13 protein-coding genes are annotated in these 16,760 nt (G+C 69.8%); 10 read left to right on the top strand and 3 right to left on the bottom strand.

Annotated features, from left to right (window positions below; all coding sequences use genetic code 11):
- The first annotated feature begins 39 nt into the window (after positions 1-39).
- Entirely contained in the window at positions 40-2,019 is a 1,980-nt protein-coding gene (locus ASF94_RS16740; protein WP_056669012.1) for a TonB-dependent receptor domain-containing protein, read from the top strand.
- Positions 2,020-2,111: 92 nt separating this feature from the next.
- Here the strand turns inward: ASF94_RS16740 and gap are convergent, their stop codons facing one another.
- Both gap and tkt read right to left on the bottom strand, forming a co-directional pair.
- Entirely contained in the window at positions 2,112-3,113 is a 1,002-nt protein-coding gene (gap, locus tag ASF94_RS16735; RefSeq protein ID WP_056669009.1) for a type I glyceraldehyde-3-phosphate dehydrogenase, read from the bottom strand.
- Positions 3,114-3,199: 86 nt separating this feature from the next.
- The gene (gene tkt / locus ASF94_RS16730; RefSeq protein WP_056669006.1) at positions 3,200-5,293 is read right to left on the bottom strand and encodes a transketolase; all 2,094 of its coding nucleotides are present in this window, start codon (positions 5,291-5,293) and stop codon (positions 3,200-3,202) included.
- Positions 5,294-5,394: 101 nt separating this feature from the next.
- On the opposite strand from tkt, the gene speD reads away from it, so the two are divergent.
- From speD to pyk, 4 genes are all read left to right on the top strand, one after another.
- Complete coding sequence (gene speD / locus ASF94_RS16725; RefSeq protein ID WP_056669003.1) at positions 5,395-5,778, top strand: adenosylmethionine decarboxylase; 384 nt, start codon at positions 5,395-5,397, stop codon at positions 5,776-5,778.
- Between the two features lie 15 nt (positions 5,779-5,793).
- A complete protein-coding gene (locus ASF94_RS16720; protein ID WP_056669000.1) occupies positions 5,794-6,555 on the top strand; it encodes a nucleotidyltransferase family protein in 762 nt (253 codons plus the stop codon).
- Between the two features lie 90 nt (positions 6,556-6,645).
- Positions 6,646-8,040 carry an aminopeptidase P N-terminal domain-containing protein gene (locus tag ASF94_RS16715; protein ID WP_056668997.1) on the top strand — a complete coding sequence of 465 codons (1,395 nt, stop codon included), beginning with the start codon at positions 6,646-6,648 and terminating at the stop codon, positions 8,038-8,040.
- A 172-nt stretch (positions 8,041-8,212) separates the two neighbouring features.
- A complete protein-coding gene (gene pyk / locus ASF94_RS16710) occupies positions 8,213-9,649 on the top strand; it encodes a pyruvate kinase (RefSeq protein ID WP_056668995.1) in 1,437 nt (478 codons plus the stop codon).
- Here the strand turns inward: pyk and ASF94_RS16705 are convergent.
- Positions 9,627-10,472, bottom strand: coding sequence for a phosphatase PAP2 family protein (locus ASF94_RS16705; protein ID WP_056668991.1), 846 nt, complete (start codon positions 10,470-10,472; stop codon positions 9,627-9,629). The genes pyk and ASF94_RS16705 overlap by 23 nt on opposite strands.
- Positions 10,473-10,600: 128 nt before the next feature.
- On the opposite strand from ASF94_RS16705, the gene ASF94_RS16700 reads away from it, so the two are divergent.
- The 5 genes from ASF94_RS16700 to ASF94_RS16680 all read left to right on the top strand — a co-directional run bounded on the left by ASF94_RS16700 (position 10,601) and on the right by ASF94_RS16680 (position 16,732).
- On the top strand, positions 10,601-11,302 hold the full coding sequence (locus tag ASF94_RS16700) for a response regulator transcription factor (RefSeq protein WP_056668988.1): 702 nt from the start codon (positions 10,601-10,603) through the stop codon (positions 11,300-11,302).
- Positions 11,299-12,798 (top strand): histidine kinase dimerization/phospho-acceptor domain-containing protein, encoded by a 1,500-nt coding sequence (locus ASF94_RS16695; protein WP_082493365.1) that lies wholly within the window; start codon positions 11,299-11,301, stop codon positions 12,796-12,798. Before ASF94_RS16700 ends, ASF94_RS16695 begins: the two co-directional genes overlap by 4 nt.
- Positions 12,799-12,890: 92 nt before the next feature.
- The gene (fba, locus tag ASF94_RS16690; protein ID WP_056668985.1) at positions 12,891-13,955 is read left to right on the top strand and encodes a class II fructose-bisphosphate aldolase; all 1,065 of its coding nucleotides are present in this window, start codon (positions 12,891-12,893) and stop codon (positions 13,953-13,955) included.
- Between the two features lie 221 nt (positions 13,956-14,176).
- Complete coding sequence (locus ASF94_RS16685) at positions 14,177-14,908, top strand: hypothetical protein (protein WP_056668982.1); 732 nt, start codon at positions 14,177-14,179, stop codon at positions 14,906-14,908.
- Positions 14,909-15,049: 141 nt separating this feature from the next.
- Entirely contained in the window at positions 15,050-16,732 is a 1,683-nt protein-coding gene (locus ASF94_RS16680) for a long-chain-fatty-acid--CoA ligase (RefSeq protein WP_056668978.1), read from the top strand.
- The last annotated feature ends 28 nt before the right edge of the window (positions 16,733-16,760 follow it).

The following is a 16,760-nucleotide window of genomic DNA, read 5'->3' as shown; positions in this document are numbered from 1 at the left end:
ACGATTCTCATTTTCTAACACAAGAGCGAGGGAGTTTTCATGCGCAAGGTATCGACAGGGCGCCAGGTGATCGCAGGGGCATTGGCCGCCGCATCGCTGGCGGGACTGGCCTCCGCCCAGGGCGCGGAGACGCTGGACGGGCGCGATGGGGCCACGCTGGGTGCGGTGGTGGTGACGGCCACCGGCTTCGAGCAGGCGATCGAGGAGGCGCCGGCCTCCATCAGCGTGATTCCGGGCGAGGCGTTGCGCCAGCGCTCGTTCCGCGACCTGACCGATGCGCTGCGCGATGTGGAGGGCGTGGTCGTCAACGGCAGCAGCAACGAGACCGACATCTCCATTCGCGGCATGCCGGGCGACTACACGCTGATCCTGGTGGACGGCAAGCGCCAGGGCCTGCGCGATGCGCGTGTGAACGGCAACCGCGGCTACGAGCAGAGCTTCATCCCGCCGGCCGCGGCCATCGAGCGTATCGAGGTCGTGCGAGGGCCGATGTCGTCGCTCTACGGCTCCGACGCCATCGGCGGCGTGATCAACATCATCACGCGCAAGGTGCCCAAGGCCTGGGGCGGCTCGGTGGGGCTGGACTACACCGCGCAGCAGCACAGCGAATTCGGCAACGCCGCGCAGGGCCAGTTCTATCTGGCCGGCCCGCTCAAGGCCGACGTGCTGGGGCTGCAGCTCTGGGGCCGCCAGCTGAACCGGCAGGCCGACGACGACGTGCAGCGCACGGAAGGCTTCACCCGCGCGCGCCACAGCGACCTGACGGCGCGGCTGGCGGTCACGCCGTCTGCGCAGCAGGAGATCCTTGTCGAAGGCGGCGTCACCCGCCTGAAGAACGGCGACGGCCCCAGCGCCAACTGGGCCACGCGCGAGCAGGAGAACGACCGCGACCATGCCTCCGTCACCCACAAGGGCCGCTGGGGCTGGGCTTCGTCCGAAGTGTCGCTGGCCTGGGAGCGGGGCTCGCGCTGGGGCCTGAGCGACGGTACCTCGGCGGCCCAGCGCGCATTCGCCGAGCGCCAGCCCGAGGTCAGCAACCGCGTCTTCGACGCCAAGCTGGTCGCCCCGGTGGGCGGCGCGCACATCGTGACTGGCGGCGTGCAGTGGAACCACACGCAGCTCGAAGACTGGAACGAGGGCCTCAACGACCGCGTGCGGCGCACGTTCGACGTGACGCAGAAGGCCGTGTTCGTGGAAGACGAATGGTCGCTGACCGACAAGCTGCGCCTGACCGGCGGCCTGCGCGTGGACCACCACGACCGGTACGGCACCCACAGCAGTCCGCGCCTGTACGCCAACTGGCAGGCGAGCGACCAGTGGACGCTCAAGGGCGGCGTCTCGCGGGGCTTCAAGACGCCGGAGATCCGCGCCGTCATCCCGGGCTACGCCTACCTGCGCCGCAACCGCTTCGTCATGCTGGGCAACCCGGACCTGAAGCCAGAGACCAGCACCAACTACGAGATCGGCGCGCTCTGGTCCAACCGCAGCAACCTGTCGGGCGGCGCCACGGTGTTCTACAACGACTTCCAGAACAAGCTGTCCACGGTCACCACCGACCAGCGCTGGAACGGCTTCATCCGCATGGACCGCGTGAACATCGACAAGGCGCGCATCGCCGGGCTGGAGCTGAGTGGCCACTGGCAGGCCACGCGGGCGCTGGCCTTCAAGGCCAACTACACCTATCTGGATTCGGAGCAGAAGAGCGGCCCCAACCAGGGCGCCCCGCTGACGCTGACGCCCCAGCACACGGCCAACCTGCGCGCCGAATGGAAGGCTTCGCAGCGCACGACCTGGTGGAGCGCGGCCCACTACTACGGCAAGGAGAGCACCTCGACCGTGAACGCCGGGACCGTGCCGGCCTACACCTTCATGGACCTGGGCGTGAACTACCAGTGGAGCCCGTCCATCACGCTCAACGCCGCGCTCTACAACCTGGGCGACAAGCAACTGGATGCGGCCACCTACGACAAGACCAGCTACGGCCGCCGGCTGTGGTTGGGGGTGAACGCGTCCTTCTGACGCAGTACGCAGCGCGCAGCGCGCAGCGGCGCCATGGAAAAAAGCCCGGGGCCTTGGCGGCTCCGGGCTTTCTCTTGGGGTGGCGCAGGCGCTTACTTGGCCGCGATCACGCGCACCATTTCCAGGCACTTGTTGGAGTAGCCCCACTCGTTGTCGTACCAGGACACCAGCTTGACGAAGGTCTTGTCCAGGGCGATGCCGGCGTCGGCGTCGAAGATGGAGGTGCGGGTGTCGCCGCGGAAGTCGGTGGCGACGACCTTGTCTTCCGTGTAGCCCAGCACGCCCTTCAGCGCGCCTTCGGACTGGGCCTTCATCTCGGCCTTGATCTCGTCGTAGCTGGCTTCCTTTTCCAGCTCCACCGTCAGGTCCACTACCGACACGTCGGAGGTGGGCACGCGGAAGGACATGCCGGTCAGCTTCTTGTTCAGCTCAGGAATGACCACGCCCACGGCCTTGGCTGCGCCGGTGCTGGAGGGAATGATGTTCTCCAGGATGCCGCGGCCGCCGCGCCAGTCCTTGTTGGACGGGCCGTCCACCGTCTTCTGCGTGGCGGTGGCGGCGTGCACGGTGGTCATCAGGCCGCGCTTGATGCCCCACTTGTCGTTGAGCACCTTGGCCAGCGGGGCCAGGCAGTTGGTGGTGCACGAAGCGTTGGAGACGATGGCCTGGCCGGCGTAGGTCTGGTGGTTCACGCCATAGACGAACATGGGCGTGTCGTCCTTGGAGGGGGCCGACAGAAGCACCTTCTTGGCGCCGGCGTCGATGTGCTTCTGCGCGGTGGTCTTGTCCAGGAACAGGCCGGTGGATTCGATGACGATGTCGGCGCCGACTTCGTTCCACTTCAGGTTGGCGGGGTCGCGTTCCTGCGTCAGGCGGATCTTCTTGCCGTTGACGACCAGGGTGTTGCCCTCGACCGCGATGGTGCCCTCGAAGCGGCCGTGCACGCTGTCGTACTGCAGCATGTAGGCCAGGTAGTCGGGCTCCAGCAGGTCGTTGATGCCCACGACTTCGATGTCGCTGAAGTTCTGCACCGCCGAGCGCAGCACGTTGCGGCCGATGCGGCCGAAGCCGTTGATACCGATCTTGATCGTCATGGTGTGTCTCTCCAAAGTTGCAAATTGAAAACCGGGGACAGCCACGCCGGCCCGCTGCGTGGCGGGCGCGGCGGGCACGAGGGATCTCAGGCGGATGCCTTCTTGGCGGCCGGTTGCTTCTTCAGCCGGGCCGCGCCGATGGCCACGCGCACCGTGTCGGCCACGTTCTCGGGCGTGAAGCCGAAGTGCTTGAACAGCACCGGGGCCGGGGCCGATTCGCCGAAGGTGTCGATGCCGACCACGGCGGCGCAGCCGTACTTCCACCAACCGTCCGACGAGCCCATTTCCACGGCGACGCGCGGCACGCCGGCCGGCAGCACGCTGGCCTTGTACTTGGCGTCTTCGCGGTCGAAGGTGGTGGTGCTGGGCATGGAGACCACGCGCACGGCGATCTTCATCGTGGCCAGCAGCTTCTGCGCGGCCAGGGCCAGCTGCACTTCGGAGCCGGTGGCGATGAGGACGGCCTGGGGCTTCTTCTTGATGCCCACGTCGGCCGGCTCGCTCAGCACATACGCGCCGCGCGAGATGTCGCCCAGGTCGCGCTTGGGGGCATAGGCCAGGTTCTGGCGCGACAGGGCCAGCACGGTGGGCCGGTCGCGGTTGGACAGGGCCACGCTCCAGGCCACGGCGGTCTCGGCCGTGTCGCCCGGGCGCCAGACGTCCAGGTTCGGGATCAGCCGCAGGCTGGCGACGTGCTCGATCGACTGGTGGGTGGGGCCGTCCTCGCCCAGGCCGATGGAGTCGTGCGTGAACACATGCACCACGCGCAGCTTCATCAGCGCGGCCATGCGGATGGCGTTGCGGCTGTAGTCGCTGAAGGTGAGGAAGGTGCCGCCGTAGGGGATGAAGCCGCCGTGCAGGGCGATGCCGTTCATGATCGCGGCCATGCCGAATTCGCGCACGCCGTAGTTGATGTGGCGCCCGCCCACCTTGGCGGTGTCGGCACCCAGAGCCACCTCGACCTGCACCACCTTGCCGGCTTCGTCGAAGCGCAGCGCGGGCGTGCTCTTGGTGTTCGTCAGGTTCGAGCCGGTCAGGTCGGCCGAGCCGCCCAGCAGCTCGGGCAGCTGCGCGGTGAACATTTCCAGCGCCAGTTGCGACGCCTTGCGCGAGGCCACCGTTTCGGCCTTGGTGTGGGCGCCGACCACGGTGTCGACGGCGGTCTGCGCGAAGTGCTTGGGCAGGTCGCCGGCCATGCGGCGGGTGAACTCGGCGGCCAGCTCGGGGAAGGCGGCGGAATAGGCGGCGAAGCGCTCGTTCCAGGCGGCTTCCGCGGCGCTGCCGGCGGCCTTGGCGTCCCAGTCGGCATACACCTCGGCAGGCACTTCGAACGGGGCGCTGGTCCAGCCCAGGGCGTTGCGGGTCAGCGTGATCTCGTCGGCGCCCAGGGGTTCGCCGTGCGCCTTGGAGGTGCCGGCGCGGTTGGGCGAGCCCTTGCCGATGGCCGTCTTGCAGACGATCAGCGTGGGCTTGTCGGTGCTGGTCTTGGCGCTGGCGATGGCCGCGTCCACGGCGTCGGCGTCGTGGCCGTCCACCGGGCCGATCACGTTCCAGCCGCAGGCGCGCAGGCGGGCGGGGGTGTCGTCGATGAACCAGGGAGCGACCTGGCCGTCGATGGAGATGCCGTTGTCGTCATAGAGGGCGATCAGCTTGTTCAGCTTCCAGGCGCCGGCCAGCGAAATCGCTTCCTGGCTGATGCCTTCCATCAGGCAGCCGTCGCCCAGGAACACGAAGGTGTGGTGGTCCACCACGGCGTGGCCATCGCGGTTGAACTCGGTCGCCAGCAGCTTCTCGGCCAGGGCGAAGCCCACGGCGTTGGTGATGCCCTGGCCCAGCGGGCCGGTGGTCGTTTCGACGCCGGGCGTGATGCCGTATTCGGGGTGGCCGGCCGTCTTGCTGTGCAGCTGGCGGAAGTTCTTCAGCTCTTCGATCGGCAGCGGGTAGCCGCTCAGGTGCAGCAGCGCATAGAGCAGCATGGAGCCGTGGCCGTTGGACAGCACGAAGCGGTCGCGGTCGGCCCACTGCGGGTTGGCGGGGTTGTGCTTGAGATGCCGGCCCCAGAGCGCCACCGCCATGTCGGCCATGCCCATGGGGGCGCCGGGGTGGCCGGAATTGGCCTGTTGAACTGCATCCATTGCGAGTGCGCGGATCGCATTCGCCATCTGTTGAGAATTGGCCATCGAGGGCGGCTCCGGAAGGGGCTGTGGGAGGAAACCGCGCATTTTACCGGGCGGGCGCGCCACCCTTCGGCTGCGGTGGCGATGCACTAAAGTCCAGCCCCATGCAAGGCCTGCACCTCACCGCCGATCTCCAGGGCTGCCGCTGCGCCCCGCAATGGCTGCTGGACGCCGCGCTGCTGGCCAGCGCCTGCACCGACGCCGTCGCGGCGGCCGGCCTGCAGGCGGTGGGCCAGCTGTTCCACGCCTTTCCCGCCACCGCGCAGGGCCCGGGCGGCGTCACCGCCACCGTGCTGCTGGCCGAGTCGCACCTGTGCGTGCACACCTGGCCCGAGCAGGGCGCCGTCACGCTCGACGTGTATGTGTGCAATTTCGGCGGCGACCAGTCGCCCCGTGCCGAAGCGCTGATGGACGCGCTGCTGGCGCTCTTCGCGCCCGAGCGGGTGCAGCGCCATGCCCTGCAGCGCGGCGCGCTGGCGTCGCCCTGAAGCCCCCTGCCGCCCATGACTTCCACGATGACCTACCAACCTCCTGCCATGCTGCTGGCCGCCGGCCGGGGCGAGCGCATGCGTCCGCTGACCGACACCTTGCCCAAACCCCTGCTGAGCGTGCGGGGTCGGCCGCTGCTGGAGTGGCACCTGCGCGCGCTGGCCGAGGCGGGCGTGCCGCGCGCCGTCGTCAATACCGCCTGGCTGGGCGACCAGGTCAGCGAGCGCTTTGGTGGTGTTTTCAGCCTCCAGCGCCCGGATGGCCTCGATAGTGTGCTATCGATTTCATACTCCAACGAAGGCCGGGACTTCGGCGCCGCGCTGGAGACGGCCGGGGGCATCGCCCGGGCGCTGCCCCAGCTGGGCCCGGTCTTCTGGCTGGCCGCGGGCGACGTGTTCGTGCCCGATTTCGCGTTCGAGCCGCAAGCCGCCGAGCGCTTCGCCGCCGGCGACGCGCTGGCGCACCTCTGGCTGGTGCCCAATCCGGCGCACCACCTCCGGGGCGATTTCGGCCTGTCGCCCGAAGGCCGGGTGCTGAACCTGCCCGCCGACCACCCCGGGCCGCGCTACACCTACAGCACCATCGCCCTGCTGCGTGCCGACTTGTTCGCGGCTCCCTGGTGCGACATGCCGCCCGGCAACCCTGAGGGCGTGGCCGCCCCGCTGGCCCCGCTGCTGCGCCGGGCCATGGACGCCGGCCGCGTCACCGGGGCGCTGTACACCGGCCGCTGGACCGATGTGGGCACGCCCGAGCGGCTGGCCGAACTCCAGGGTTGAGGCGGCCCGAAGCGCCCCAGATTGCTGCCAAATGTAAGCAGATCGGGAAAGCGTGCGGGCGGCCCGGGCGGTTGCATCGAGAATGCGCGGATGACCCAGCCGACCACCGCGCTCTACGCCCAGCGCCGCGCCCGCCTTGCCGCCCAGCTCGGCGAAGGCGGTATCGCCATCGTCCCCACCGCGCCGGAGCGCCCGCGCAACCGCGACAGCGACTTCCTCTACCGGCATGACAGTTACTTCTACTACCTGACCGGCTTCACCGAGCCCGGCGCCTGCCTGGTGCTGGCGGCCGACGGCACGAGCACGCTCTTTTGCCAGCCCAAGGACCTGGAGCGCGAGATCTGGGACGGCTACCGCCTGGGGCCGGAGGCCGCGGTCGATGCACTGGGCGTGCAGGCCGCGCATTCCGCAAGCGCGCTGGAAACCGATCTGCCCCGCCTGCTGGAGAATCGCGCCCGCGTCTGGTACCCGTTCGCCACCCATGCCGGGCTGGCTGCGCGCGTCGAAGGCTGGCTGAACCAGGTGCGCGCCCGGGTGCGCTACGGCGCGCTCTGCCCAGCCGAGCAGGGCGACCTCTGCACGCTGCTGGACGAGATGCGGCTGGTCAAGGACGCGCACGAGCTGGACGTGATGCGCCGCGCCGCCGCCATCAGCGCCCAGGCGCACATCCGCGCCATGCAGTGCAGCGCCCGCATGCTGCGTGCCGGCGAAGACGTGCGCGAATACCACCTCGACGCCGAGCTGCTGCATGAATTCCGCCGCCAGGGTTCGCAGGCCGTGGCGTACAACTCCATCGTCGCGGCGGGCGCCAATGCCTGCGTGCTGCATTACCGCGCCGACGCCGCCCCGGTGCGCGCGGGCGAGCTGGTGCTGATCGACGCCGGCTGCGAGCTGGACGGCTATGCCAGCGACATCACCCGCACCTTCCCGGCCGACGGCCGCTTCACCGGCCCGCAGCGCGCGCTGTACGACCTGGTGCTGGCCAGCCAGGAAGCGGCCGTGGCGGCGACCCGCGCCGGTGCCCGCTTCAACGACCCGCACGACGCCACCGTCGCCGTGCTGTCGCAGGGCCTGCTGGACCTGGGGCTGCTCGATCGCAACAAGGTGGGCGGCGTGCAGGACGTGATCGACAGCCGCGCCTACTTCCAGTTCTACATGCACCGCACCGGCCACTGGCTGGGCATGGACGTGCACGACTGCGGCAGCTATGTGGAGCCCACCGAGGTCGGCCAGACCAGCCAGCGGCGCGATCCGCTCTCGGGCGAGGCCATCACCAACCGGCCCAGCCGCATCCTGCACCCCGGCATGGTGCTGACCATCGAGCCGGGCCTGTACGTGCGGCCCGCGCCCGGCGTGCCCGAGCAGTTCCACCACATCGGCATCCGGATCGAGGACGACGCCGTGGTGACCGAGGGCGGCTGCGAGCTGATCACCCGAGGCGTGCCGGTGGACGGTGGCGAGATCGAAGCACTGATGCGCGGGTAGGCTGCCGCCGGTTTGCTATTAAAAATATAGCAATAAACGATGGATATACGGGCGCGAGAGGCAGTTTCGGCTTGGATTTTGGCGGTGCGGAGCGGCGTGGTAACCGGTATGTAACCGGTGCCATGCCAGAATTGAAATCCGATTACATCGCCGAACCAGGAAGAGACAAACCATGCAGATCCGCCGCGCCACCAAGATCGTCGCCACCCTCGGGCCCGCCTCCAGCGACCCGCAACTGCTGGAGCAGATGATCCGCGCCGGCGTCAACGTGGTGCGGCTGAACTTCAGCCACGGCAAGGCGCAGGACCACATCGACCGGGCCGCCGCCGTGCGCGAGGCCGCGCAGCGCGCCGGCCGCGAGGTGGCCATCATGGCCGACCTGCAGGGGCCGAAGATCCGCGTCGGCAAGTTCGCCGAAGGCCGCGTCATGCTGCAGGCCGGCCAGCCCTTCGTGCTGGACGCCTCGCGCATGGAGCCGGGCGACATCAACGGCGTGGGCCTGGACTACAAGGAACTGCCGCGCGACGTGAAGGCCGGCGACGTGCTGCTGCTCAACGACGGGCTGATCGTGATGGTGGTGACCGCCGTGCGCGGCGAAGCGGTGCACACCACCGTGAAGATCGGCGGCGAGCTGTCCAACAACAAGGGCATCAACAAGCAGGGCGGGGGCCTCACCGCGCCGGCCCTGACGGCCAAGGACATGGAAGACATCAAGACCGCGATGAGCTTCCAGGCCGACTACGTGGCCGTGAGCTTCCCGAAGAACGCCACCGACATGGAGATGGCGCGCCAGCTGTGCAACGTGGCGGCGGGCGAATACCGCCACCGTCCGGGCCTGATCGCCAAGATCGAGCGGGCCGAGGCGGTGCCGCTGCTGGAAGAGATCCTGCGCGTGTCCGACGGCATCATGGTGGCGCGCGGCGACCTGGCGGTGGAGGTGGGCAACGCGGCGGTGCCCGCGCTGCAAAAGAAGATGATCCGCATGGCGCGCGACATGGACAAGGTCGTCATCACCGCCACGCAGATGATGGAGAGCATGATCACCAATGCCGTGCCGACGCGCGCCGAGGTGAGCGACGTGGCCAACGCCGTGCTGGACGGCACCGACGCCGTGATGCTGAGCGCCGAAACCGCCGCCGGCCGCTACCCGCTGGAAACCGTGGAGGAAATGGCCAAGATCTGCGCCGCCGCCGAGGCCGCGGAAGACCCCGAGCGCGATTCCGACTTCATCGGCCAGACGCTGGGCCGCATCGACCAGTCCATCGCCATGGGCGCGCTGTTCACGGCCCACCACCTGGGCGCCAAGGCGCTGGTGGCGCTCACGGACAGCGGCTCCACGGCCCTCTGGATGAGCCGCCACCGCATCCACATCCCGATCTACGCGCTGACGCCGAAGGTGGCCACGCAGCGCAAGATGGCCATGTACCGCAACGTGCGCCCGCTGCTGATGGACACCAGCGTGGACCGCGACACCGCGCTGGAACAGGCCGAAGGGCACCTGAAGACTCGCAATATCGTGCAGCAGGGCGACCTGTACGTGATCACCTGCGGCGAGCCCATGGGCGCGCCGGGCGGCACGAACATGCTCAAGATCTGCCGGGCGAACTGACGGGGGCAATGAAGACGCCTGGCGCCCCGGTCTCCGCGTTCGCATCCGCAAGCGGGCGGGCCGGGCCGAACCAGCGCCGCCGCACGGCGTCCACGGCCCAGCAGGTCGTCCAGCAGAGCCAGGCCGTCCAGAGGTTGTGGCTCAGGAAATGCGCGCCGCGCAGCTGCTGCACGGCGCCCAGCGCCAGCCCGCCCAGCAACGCTGCCACCAGGCAGATGCGCGCCAGGCGCGGTGCGTCGTCGCGCCAGGCGAAGTAGAGCGACAGGAAGGCGAAGCCGGCCGACGCATGGCCGCCCGGGAAGCAGTGGCCGCTGCCCCCGTCCCTGAGGCCCCAGTGCCAGTGCGACACGTAGCGCGCCGCGCCGCCGAACTGCGCCAGATCCCAGGGGCAGCTGGTGTGGCTGAGCGCCTTGCCGGCCGAGACCAGCGCCAGCGACAGCAGCAGCCCCACGGCCAGCGCGGCGCGGCGTGGCAGGTCGATGCGCCGCAGCGGGCCCCAGGGCAGCCATACGCCCACCACCAGCGCCGTGGCTGCGGCCCAGGCCAGCCGCCGCACGTCGTCGTGCAGCAGTTTCGACAGCCACCACGACTCGCGCAGCGGAAAGCCGCCGCCCGTGCTGAAACGCTGCGCCAGCAGCAGGTCGAGCGGCGTCGTGTCCCAGAGCGCCAGCAGCAGGGCCGCGGCGGGAATGGCCAGCAGGGCAGGGTCTTGCCAGCCGCTGCGGGGCGCGCGAGGCGTGCGGGCAGCTGGATCGGACGAAGCGGCGGAGGCGGGTTGCGGCGCAGGATGCGCGGGCGGGGCCAGGAGGTCGGCGGGCGGCATGGCAGGGGTGGAGTGCGGTATGGCGCGCACCTTATCCGCGCGGGCTTAACGCCGCCTTATGGGGTCGGCGCGGGCAGGCCGAGCCGATCCCTCCCCCGGACGGCCGCCGGCCGCGCCACAATCGCCCCATGCGAATCCTGGTGGTGGAAGACGATGCCGGCATTGCCGGTGGCCTGAGCGCCACGCTGCAGCAGCGTGGCTATGCGGTGGACGTGTGCGGCAGCGTGGCCGCGGCATGGAGCGCGCTGCGCGCCGAGGCCTTCTCGGCCGTGCTGCTCGACCTGGGCCTGCCGGACCTGGACGGCGGCGAACTGCTGCAGCGCCTGCGGGCCAGCCCCGCGCCGGCGCCCGGCGAAGGCACTTTGCCCGACCCGGCCACGCCCGTGATGATCCTGACCGCGCGCGACCAGGTGCGCCAGCGCATCGCCGGGCTCGACCTGGGCGCGGACGACTATCTGACCAAGCCCTTCGACGTGGACGAACTGGAGGCCCGGCTGCGCGCCCTGCTGCGCCGCTCGGCCGGGCGCGCTGCACCCACCATCCGCCACGGCGACCTGGAGGTGGACCCGGCGGCGCGCACCGTGCGGCGCGCGGGCGTGCTGGTGGACATGTCGCCGCGCGAATTCTCGGTGCTGCGGGTGCTGCTGGAGTCGCGCGGCCGCGTGCTGTCGCGCCAGCAGATCGAGGAGCGCCTCTACAGCTGGCAGACGGCGGTGGAGAGCAACACCATCGAGGTGCACATCCACCACCTGCGCCGCAAGCTGGGCAACGACCGCATCGTGACGATGCGCGGCGTGGGCTACTTCATTCCTGCGGAGTCAGCGGCATGAGCCCGTCTTCCCGGCCCGCCACCACCCCCGCCGGCTCCCCCGCCGCCACGTCCGTGGCCGACCCGGGCGCCGTCCCGCCCCCGCCCGCGCGGGCCGCCGCCGCCCCGGGCCGCCGGCAGCGGTCGCTGACCTGGCTGCTGCTGTGCTGGACGCTGGGCGCGCTGGTCCTCGTGTGGGGCAGCTTCGTGGTCATGGCATACCAGACCGGCGTGCAGGAGGCGGACGAGCTGACCGACGGCCACCTCGCCAGCGTGGCCGCGCTGCTGCTCAACCTGGCGCCCGGCGCGGCCGTGGATTCCACCCGCGCCACCCAGCGCACCGACATGCCGTGGCTGAAGGCGCACGACTACCAGCAGTCGCTGAGCGTGACGCAGTGGGACGCCACCGGCCGCCTGCTGACGCATACCGGCACCGCCCCGCTGCCCGCCTTCGAGACGCCGGAAGGCTTTGCCGACATCAGCCACGGCGTGCCCGCCACGCCGGCCTGGCGCGCCTTCTCCCAGTGGGACGCGGCGCATGACCGCAAGGTGATGGTGCTGCTCGAACTGCAGGAGCGCGACGACCTGGCCGAAGACATCGCCGGCCAGATGATCGAGCCCGGCCTCTGGCTGCTGCCGGTGGTGGCGCTGGCCCTGGGGCTGGCCGTGCGGCGCGGGCTGCGGCCGCTCTACACGCTGTCGCACGACGTGGCTGCGCTGGACGTGGCGGGCACCCAGCGGCTGGCCGCGCGCACGCCGCTGCGCGAATTCGCGCCGGTGGTCGCGTCGATCAACACGCTGCTGGACCGGCAGCAGGCGGTGCTGGCGCGCGAGCGCCGGCTGGCCAACGAGGTGGCGCACGAGCTGCGCACGCCGCTGTCCTCCATCGTGCTGAACGCCGATGCGCTGGCGCGCGGGCTGCCGCCCGAGCAGCACGCCGAGGCGCTGGGCCGCATCGGCCGCGACGCGCTGCGCGCCGGCCACGTGCTGAACCAGCTGCTGGCGCTGGCGCGCACCAGCCGTGCGCGGCTGCAGGAGTCGGACGCGGTGGACCTGGCGGCGCTGGCCCGGCAGGTGAGCGCCGACTACGCCCAGGCCGCGTGGGAGCACGGCGGCAGCATCGCGGTGGTGGCGCCGTCGCCTGCCGTGCTGCACGGCAACGCGGTGCTGCTGGAGCTGGCCGTGCGCAACCTGCTCGAAAACGCGCTGCGCCACACGCCCGCCGGCACGCGCATCGAGGTGCAGGTCGGCAGCGGCGTGCCCCCCGACGCCGCTGCCGCCGCCGCCGCGGGAAGCGATCCGGCGCCCGCCGCCTGGCTGCAGGTGTGCGACGACGGCGCCCGCGCGGGCACGCCGCCCCACACCCCGCCGGTGGACAGCCTGCGCCTGGGCCACGAGATCGTCACCCGCGTCGCGCAGGTGCATGGCGGCAGCTTCGGCCCCGCACCCGCCCCGGCCCCCTTCACCACCTGCTGGCGGATCGCATTGGCGAATTCGGCTGACACGCAGGAGGGATAAAATCACCGGTTACCAAGCGGTTACCGGCTCCCCGCGGCTCCGCCGTTCCGGGCCACCGGCCCTCCTTCATCTCCTCTGAACGGACCTATCCCATGCCTCTCGTCTCGATGCGCGAACTGCTCGACCATGCCGCTGAAAACAGCTATGGCATTCCCGCCTTCAACGTGAACAACCTGGAACAGGTGCAGGCCGTGATGGAAGCTGCCAAGGAAACCGGCGCACCCGTGATCCTGCAGGCCAGCGCAGGTGCCCGCAAATATGCCGGCGAGGCGTTCATCAAGCACCTGATCCAGGCGGCCGCCGAGATGTACCCGCAGATCCCGCTGGTGATGCACCAGGACCACGGCACCAGCCCCGAGATCTGCCAGGGCGCGCTGAACCTGGGCTTCGGCTCGGTGATGATGGACGGCTCGCTGAGGTCCGACGGCAAGACGCCGTCCTCGTTCGACTACAACGTGGACGTCACGCGCAAGGTCGTCGAGATGGCTCACAAGGTGGGCGCAACGGTGGAAGGCGAACTCGGCTGCCTGGGCAACCTGGAGACCGGCGATGCGGGCGAGGAAGACGGCATCGGCGCCGACGTGAAGCTCGACCACAGCCAGATGCTGACCGATCCGGAAGAGGCGGCCACCTTCGTCAAGGCCACCCAGCTCGACGCGCTGGCCATCGCCATCGGCACCAGCCACGGCGCCTACAAGTTCAGCCGCAAGCCCACGGGCGACATCCTGGCCATCAGCCGCGTGAAGGAAATCCACCAGCGCATCCCCAACACCCACCTGGTGATGCACGGCTCCTCGTCGGTGCCCGCCGAGCTGCTGGCCATCATCAACCAGTACGGCGGCAAGATGAAGGAAACCTACGGCGTGCCGGTCGAGGAGATCCAGGAAGCCATCAAGTACGGCGTGCGCAAGATCAACATCGACACCGACATCCGCCTGGCGATGACCGGCGCGGTGCGCAAGTTCCTGGCCGAGAACCCCGACAAGTTCGACGCCCGCGAGTGGCTCAAGCCGGCCCGCGAAGCCGCCAAGCAGATCTGCAAGCAGCGCTACATCGAGTTCGGCTGCGAAGGCCAGGGCGCCAAGGTCAAGGGCCACAGCCTGCAGGACATGGCCGCGCGCTACGCCGCCGGCTCGCTGGCCCAGGTGGTGAACTGATAATCGGCTGACCGCAACCCCGGCGGCGCAGGAAGCTCCTGGCCGGCGGGGCGGCCCGGGCCCGGCGGCGCCATCGAGCGCCCCGGGCCTTTTGCGTTTTTGCGCAGGGCGCTTGGTGCGATCAGGTAACCTTCCAGCCCATCGAGCGCACGCGCCTGGCGGAGGACCTCTGGCTCCCCGGCGTCGGCTGCGCGAAGCTCCGACCAACGAGGACCGTTTCCATGCCCCAGTTTTTCCGTACCGGCCGCGCCGCCCTGGCCCCGGTGCTGATCGCCGCTGCCGCCCTGAGCCTGGCCGCCTGCGCGCCGCTGCAACCCGACCTCCCGCGCGTGGGCCGCGCCCAGCTGGAAATGCCCCTGGGCGCCAGCTGGGAGCCGCTCGGCCGCGCCGACGAGGTGATCGACGTGCTGCCGGACGACACCGCCAACGACATTCCGCTCAGCATGGTGGCCATGGGCCTGCGCGGCCCGGCCAGGGAACTGCTGGCCGTGATGCTGGTGCAGACCAACAGCTCCAACTACCTGCGCGACACCACGTTCTGGACCGCGCCGTGCCCGCGCCAGGACGGCGTGGAGGTGCAGGACGCCGCGCAGGGCAGCCCCGTGCGCATCGACTGCCTGCGCTACAAGCGCCGGGCCGACACGGCCAACTACCTGGGCGAGAACCGCCCGCGGCTGGCCGAATGGATGGCGCGCCACAAGATCGAGCTGCCCAGGCCGTATTCGCACATCCTCTTTCGCTATGCCGGCACGGGCGGCGCCTTCATCGCCGTGGACGTGGTGGCCGACCAGCGCCTGCTGCGCCCCGACACGCGCAACAACGAGGAATTCCTCGTCGCCGGCCGGCCCGCTCTCGCCTACGGCGAAAAGCTGGCCGAGGCCGCGCGCCTGAGCACGGGCATGATGGACGGCCGCTTCGTCGTGCCGCCGTTCCCGTTCACCGTGCCGCGTTGAGCGCCGGTGAGCGCCGGTGAGCGCTCTGCGGGCCCGGGCGCCCCGCGAATGCGCTAGCGAAAGTACCGACACGCCGCCCGTGCCCGCGCAGAGACAATGCGCGGCATTCCACCTGACCGAACAAGAACTGGAGAGACAAGCATGACCGACCGACCGTGGCTCGCCGCCTATCCGCAGGGCGTTCCTGCCGACATCGACGCAGCGCAATATCCATCGCTGGTCGTGCTGATGCAGGAGGCCTTCCGCCAATACGCCGACCGCGTCGCCTACAGCTTCATGGGCCGCGACGTGACCTATGCGGAGACCGACACGCAGAGCCGCCATCTGGCCGCCTACCTGCAGAGCCTGGGCCTGGTCAAGGGCGACCGCGTCGCGCTGATGATGCCCAACGTGCCCCAGTACCCGGTGGCGGTGGCGGCCGTGCTGCGCGCAGGCTTCGTGGTGGTGAACGTGAACCCGCTCTATACGGCGCGCGAGCTGGAGCACCAGCTCAAGGATTCGGGCGCCAAGGCCATCGTCATCATCGAGAACTTCGCCAAGGTGCTGCAGTCCTGCATCGCGCAGACGCAGGTCAAGCACGTGGTGCTGGCTTCCATGGGCGACCGGCTGGGCTTCCTCAAGGGCCTGGTGGTGAACTACGTGGTGCGCAACGTGAAGAAGCTGGTGCCGGAGTTCGACCTGGCCGGCGCCGTGCGCTTCAACGACGCGCTCTCCAAGGGTGCGTCCGGCTCGGCGCTGGTGGAGCCGGCCATCCAGCCGGGCGACGTCGCCCTGCTGCAGTACACGGGCGGCACCACCGGAGTCTCCAAGGGCGCCGTGCTGCTGCACCGCAACGTGATCGCCAACGTGCTGCAGTCCGAGGCCTGGAACCTGCCCGCGATGGCCAAGGTGCCGGCGGGCGAGCAGCCCACCAGCGTCTGCGCGCTGCCGCTCTATCACATCTTCGCCTTCACGGTGAACATGATGCTGTCGCTGCGCACGGGCGGCAAGACCATCCTCATCCCCAACCCGCGCGACCTGCCGGCGGTGTTGAAAGAGCTTTCCAAGCACACCTTCCACAGCTTTCCGGCGGTGAACACGCTCTTCAACGGCCTGGCCAACCACCCCGACTTCCACACGGTGAACTGGAAGAACCTGCGCGTTTCCGTCGGCGGCGGCATGGCGGTGCAGGGCGCCGTGGCCAAGCTCTGGCTGGAGAAGACCGGCTGCCCGATCTGTGAGGGCTATGGCCTGTCGGAAACTAGCCCTTCGGCCAGCTGCAACCCGGTGACGGCGACCGCGTTCACCGGCACCATCGGCGTGCCGATCCCCAGCACCTACATGAAGCTGATCGACGACGAGGGCAACGATGTCGTCGGTGCGGGCCGGGCCGGCGAGATCGCCATCAAGGGTCCGCAGGTGATGGCGGGCTACTGGCAGCGGCCCGATGAAACCGCCAAGGTGATGACGGCCGACGGCTACTTCCGTTCGGGCGACATCGGCGTGATGGACGAGCGCGGCTTCTTCAAGATCGTGGACCGAAAGAAGGACATGGTGCTGGTGAGCGGCTTCAACGTCTATCCGAACGAGGTGGAAGACGTGGTGGCGGGGCTGCCGGGCGTGCTGGAGTGCGCCGTGGTGGGCGTACCCGACGAGAAGACCGGCGAGGCCGTGAAGCTGGTCATCGTGAAGAAGGACCCGGAGCTGACCGACGCCCAGGTGCGCGAATTCTGCAAGGCCAACCTCACCGGCTACAAGCAGCCCCGCGTGATCGAGTTCCGCACCGAGCTGCCCAAGACCCCGGTGGGCAAGATCCTGCGCCGCGAACTGCGCGACAAGAAATGAGCATTCCCGCGCGCGGCGCCTGCCGGCC

The organism is Acidovorax sp. Leaf160, from assembly GCF_001424265.1.
Taxonomy (GTDB): domain Bacteria; phylum Pseudomonadota; class Gammaproteobacteria; order Burkholderiales; family Burkholderiaceae_C; genus Paracidovorax.
Note: the sequence above shows the minus strand (reverse complement) of the source record. Positions and strands in the feature narration are given on the sequence as shown.

Coding starts and splice junctions, on each gene's coding strand:
- ASF94_RS16740 (WP_056669012.1), top strand. CDS start 40: ATGCGCAAGGTATCGACAGGGCGCCAGGTGATCGCAGGGGCATTGGCC.
- gap (WP_056669009.1), bottom strand. CDS start 3,113: ATGACGATCAAGATCGGTATCAACGGCTTCGGCCGCATCGGCCGCAAC.
- tkt (WP_056669006.1), bottom strand. CDS start 5,293: ATGGCCAATTCTCAACAGATGGCGAATGCGATCCGCGCACTCGCAATG.
- speD (WP_056669003.1), top strand. CDS start 5,395: ATGCAAGGCCTGCACCTCACCGCCGATCTCCAGGGCTGCCGCTGCGCC.
- ASF94_RS16720 (WP_056669000.1), top strand. CDS start 5,794: ATGACTTCCACGATGACCTACCAACCTCCTGCCATGCTGCTGGCCGCC.
- ASF94_RS16715 (WP_056668997.1), top strand. CDS start 6,646: ATGACCCAGCCGACCACCGCGCTCTACGCCCAGCGCCGCGCCCGCCTT.
- pyk (WP_056668995.1), top strand. CDS start 8,213: ATGCAGATCCGCCGCGCCACCAAGATCGTCGCCACCCTCGGGCCCGCC.
- ASF94_RS16705 (WP_056668991.1), bottom strand. CDS start 10,472: ATGCCGCCCGCCGACCTCCTGGCCCCGCCCGCGCATCCTGCGCCGCAA.
- ASF94_RS16700 (WP_056668988.1), top strand. CDS start 10,601: ATGCGAATCCTGGTGGTGGAAGACGATGCCGGCATTGCCGGTGGCCTG.
- ASF94_RS16695 (WP_082493365.1), top strand. CDS start 11,299: ATGAGCCCGTCTTCCCGGCCCGCCACCACCCCCGCCGGCTCCCCCGCC.
- fba (WP_056668985.1), top strand. CDS start 12,891: ATGCCTCTCGTCTCGATGCGCGAACTGCTCGACCATGCCGCTGAAAAC.
- ASF94_RS16685 (WP_056668982.1), top strand. CDS start 14,177: ATGCCCCAGTTTTTCCGTACCGGCCGCGCCGCCCTGGCCCCGGTGCTG.
- ASF94_RS16680 (WP_056668978.1), top strand. CDS start 15,050: ATGACCGACCGACCGTGGCTCGCCGCCTATCCGCAGGGCGTTCCTGCC.